General features: G+C 70.6%; 4 protein-coding genes. 2 read left to right on the plus strand and 2 right to left on the minus strand.

The genetic code is table 11. The annotated features are described in order from the left end of the window. On the minus strand, positions 1-494 hold a 494-nt coding region (locus R1101_RS0117070; RefSeq protein WP_016934581.1), incomplete at its 3' end, for a TIGR03089 family protein. Between the two features lie 52 nt (positions 495-546). After that, entirely contained in the window at positions 547-2,046 is a 1,500-nt protein-coding gene (locus R1101_RS0117075) for an LCP family glycopolymer transferase (protein ID WP_016934582.1), read from the minus strand. Between the two features lie 343 nt (positions 2,047-2,389). Here R1101_RS0117075 and rfbD point away from each other — a divergent pair, with 343 nt between their 5' ends. Both rfbD and R1101_RS27205 read left to right on the plus strand, forming a co-directional pair. Next, entirely contained in the window at positions 2,390-3,259 is an 870-nt protein-coding gene (rfbD, locus tag R1101_RS0117080) for a dTDP-4-dehydrorhamnose reductase (protein WP_016934583.1), read from the plus strand. A 59-nt stretch (positions 3,260-3,318) separates the two neighbouring features. Then, positions 3,319-4,245: a glycosyltransferase family 2 protein gene (locus R1101_RS27205; RefSeq protein ID WP_051017577.1), complete on the plus strand. Its 927-nt coding sequence runs from the start codon at positions 3,319-3,321 to the stop codon at positions 4,243-4,245. Positions 4,246-4,252 lie beyond the last annotated feature (7 nt).

A 4,252-nucleotide genomic window follows, 5' to 3' on the forward strand; every position in this document is an offset into this window, starting at 1 on the left:
ACGTCCGGCACGGAGCGTCCGGCGAGGACCTGATCACCCGACCCCGAGGACCGGAACTGGTCTCCGTGCATCCGCACATCCGTCGCATAGTCCGTGATCCCGGGCGGCAGGTCGCGCACGGGGGCGCCGAAGGCATCGAGCGACAGTGCCGCGACCTCGGGGATCGCATCGACCTCGTCCAGCCGGTCGGAAGTGACGAAAGCGAGCTCGGCGTCCGGATCGGCCTCGAGCACGACCTCGGTACCGGCCCACCACGCACCGAGCAGCACCGCGGCGCTCTGCCAGTGCGCGGGCAGCAGCACTGCGACGCGACCGCCGGGAAGGACGCCGAACTGGTCGCGAATCATGTTGGCCGTCTTGGCGGCCCAGTTCGCGAGGGTCAGGGCCGACAGTTCGATGCGTGCACCGGTCGCGTCGTCGTACCAGGTGATCCGCGGACCCGCCGGATCGTCGGCGAGAATCGGGTCGAGCAGGGCGTCGGTCAGGGTGGTCACGATTGTCTTCTTCCAGGATGTCGGTTCATGCAGCTGTCGGCTCTCGCAGCTGTCAGTTCACGCAGCGCGGGCCGTCGGATCCCGCATCGATGGGCGGTGCGGCGGGAGCCGGGGTGGCGGTGCCACCGGCCGGGCTCACACCGGCGTCGGCGGCGGACGCGGCCGTGGACGACCCCGTGTAGGACGTCGAGCCCGGACCGGTGTAGTCGCCGGCGAGCACCACCCGCACGGTGCCGGCGGGCAGCGAGGGATCGGATGCGGTGTCGAGGCCACCGAGTGCCGCCGCCACCGAGCGTGTCTCGTCGGAGTCCTCGTCGGCACCGAAGACCGTCGAGGTTCCCACGCCGGAACCGGTGTAGTTGCCCACCTCACCCTCGACGTATCCCTCGGCGGACAGAGCCGCAGCGACCTGCGAGGCCAGTCCGGACACCGATCCGGCGTTCGCGACATCGACCGTGACGGTCGATGCGTCGATGTCGGGGGCGGGCACCGGCGTGGAGGTGGTCTCGCTGCCGTCGGGCTCCCGGCCGATCAACTCGGCGACGAAGTCGCGTACCTCGTCCGGATCCACCTGCACCACCGATTCGCCGTAGTCGGTCATCGCGTTGATGTCCTGCACCGGGATCGTCGAGAACGTCACGTCACCTCCGGCCAGGCCCTGCAGCTGGGTGGCCAGCGCCATGATGTCCCAATCGGAGTCGAGCACCACGGACCGCTGCACCGCGGCGGTCAGCTGACTCACCTTGGACGGATTGGACAGGGTCTTGGCGCTGAGCACCTTCTGTGCCAGCGACGCCATGAACACCTGCTGCCGTACGATCCGGTCGAGATCGCCGCGGGGAAGATCGTGACGTTGGCGGACGAAACTCAGAGCATCCGAACCCTGCAGGGTCTGCACACCTGCATCGAACCTCGCACCGGAGAGCGGTTCGTCCACAGGCGCGTTCAGGCACACGTCGACACCGCCGACGGCGTCGGTGAGCAGCACGAACCCGAGAAGCCCGACCTCGGCGTAATGGTCCACCGTCACCCCGGTGAGGTCGGCGACCGATTCGATCAGGGCTTCCCGGCCCGCCTGGGTGGACTCGGCTTCGAGTTCGGCCTCGCTCGTGTCGGCGTCCGCCTCGATCAGTTCGGTGCGCCGGTTCGCCTTCGTGGCGCCGTACGCCGCGTTGATCTTCGACATCCCGATCTCGGGAACCTCGACGTAGGTGTCGCGCGGGATCGACATCGCGGTCGCCGACCGGCCGTCGTTCGGCACGCGGATCAGGATGATGGTGTCGGTGTTGTTCGCTACTTCCTCACCTGCGCGCAGCGCGTCGAGTTCGCGCTGGGAGAGGGGATTGCCGTGCGCGTCGGTACGGCTGTCCGTACCCACCAGCAGGATGTCGACGGCACCGTCCTCCCCGTCGCCGAGGGCGAGCCCCCGGACCGACGCCAGCGACGACTGCAACGCGTCGACGCTGCGCCACGCCACACCGGTGACGACCAGCACGAGGCACGCCGCGATCGCGACGGCGATCTGCCACGGCCTGCCGTTGTACACCCGCACTTCTCCCGGCGCGGCCCCGGCAGGAGGGGGCGGCCGGCGCCGGGCGGTACGCCGGGGCTGCCCGGCGGCAGAATCGTGCCGGGGCTGCCCGGCAGCAGACTCGGGCCGGGACCGCCCGGCGCGCGGTTCGCGGCGGTACCTGCCGTCGGCAGCTGTCGGATCGCCCGCACGGGTGCGGCGTCCCGGCGAACTGGGACGCCTTCCGGTGCGGCGACGCGGCTCTGGCGGCACCTGGTGCTCCTCCTGTGGGTGTTACGGGTCGATGGTCGAGTCTCTCGAGTGAAGGCTACTGGTGGGTGCGCTCGCTCGGCGCACACCACTCCGGCGTGCCAGACTTCTTCGAGTGCGTAGCGTTCTCGTCACCGGAGCCCGTGGCCAGCTCGGCCGTCATCTCGTGAACCGTGGCACGGCGGCGGGAATACCGATCCGCGGTGTCGGATCGTCCGAGGTCGACATCACCGACCCGCAGGCCGTGGCGGCCGCGGTCGAACCCGGCTCCGTGGTCGTCAACGCCGCGGCGTACACCGCCGTCGACGCCGCCGAGACCGACGAGGACCGGGCCGCTGAGGTCAACGGCACGGGCCCGGGCGTGCTGGCCGCGGTGTGTGCCGACAAGGGCGCGCATCTCGTCCATGTCTCCACCGATTACGTTTTCGCCGGCGACGCGACCGAGCCCTACCGCGTGGACGCGCCGACCGGCCCGCGCACCGCCTACGGCCGCACCAAACTCGCCGGTGAACGGGCGGTGCTGGAGGTGCTTCCCACCGCGCACGTCGTGCGTACCGCCTGGGTGTACACCGGCGACGGCAACGACTTCGTCGCGACCATGCGGCGGCTCGAGGGCGAGCGGGAGACCCTGCGCGTCGTCGACGACCAACGTGGTTGCCCCACCTACGCGCGCGACCTGGCCGACGGACTGCTCGAACTCGCCGAGCACGGCGACCGGATCCCCGGCGGGATCCTGCATGCCACGAACGCCGGGGAAGCGACGTGGTTCGACCTCGCGCGGGCGGTCTTCGAGGAGATCGGCGCCGACCCGGAGCGGGTGCAGCCCTGTGGCAGCGACGAGTTCGTCCGCCCCGCGCCGCGGCCGGCCTATTCGGTGCTCGACGACAGTGCCTGGATCGGTGCCGGCCTGACACCCCTCCGTCCGTGGCGGGAGGCGTTGCGCGAGGCGATCGCCGGCGACGGAACCGTGCCGCCCGCGCGATGACGTGGGAGGAAACGGCCCGTGAGGTGTCGCACACCGCCGAGGTCGCTAAGGTGACCGGCGTGGATTCGACGCTGGCCGTGGTGACGGTGACCTATTCGCCCGGTGAGCACCTCGAGAACTTTCTCACCTCGCTCACCTCCGCGACCGTTCTGCCGACACAGGTGATCCTGGCCGACAACGGTTCGACCGACGGTGCTCCCGAGGCCGCCGAGGCGGCACACGAGAACGTGCGACTGCTCCGGACCGGCGGGAACATCGGATACGGCGGGGCGATCAATCGCGCGGTCGCCGAGATCGACCCGTCCGCGGAGTTCGTGATCGTCGTGAACCCGGACGTCCGGTGGCACCCCGGTTCGATCGACGAACTGCTCGAGGCGGCGCGTCGCTGGCCGCGCGCCGGCTCGCTCGGACCTCTGATCCACGAACCGGACGGCAGCGTCTACCCTTCGGCGCGCACCGTCCCCACCCTGGCGTCCGGTGCCGGTCACGCGCTGCTCGGCACCGTCTGGCCCGCCAACCCGTGGACACGCCGCTACCGCCAGGAGAACGAGGAGATCGGCGAGCGCCCCGTCGGCTGGCTGTCCGGATCGTGCCTGCTGCTGCGACGCGCGGCGTTCGATTCGATCGACGGCTTCGATTCGCGATACTTCATGTACATGGAGGACGTGGACCTGGGCGACCGGCTCGGCCGGGCGGGCTGGCTCAACGTGTACGTGCCGTCCGCGGTGGTCACCCACGCCAAGGGCCACGCGGCCGGACGGCACCCCGAACTGATGCTCCCGGCACACCACGAGAGTGCCTACCGCTTCCAGGCGGACCGCCACCCCCATCGGTGGCAGGCACCGCTGCGATGGGCGTTGCGGGCCGGGCTCGCGGTGCGATCGCGGGTCGCGGTCGCGGCAGCCGTGCGGGAGCGTCGGAACGGGAGGACCGACCGGGACATTCGGGTCGGCACGACAGTGAACAGGGGAGACGATGACGAGTGAGTCGGCA

This window comes from Rhodococcus sp. R1101 (assembly GCF_000278445.1).
Classification (GTDB): Bacteria; Actinomycetota; Actinomycetes; order Mycobacteriales; family Mycobacteriaceae; genus Rhodococcus; species Rhodococcus gordoniae.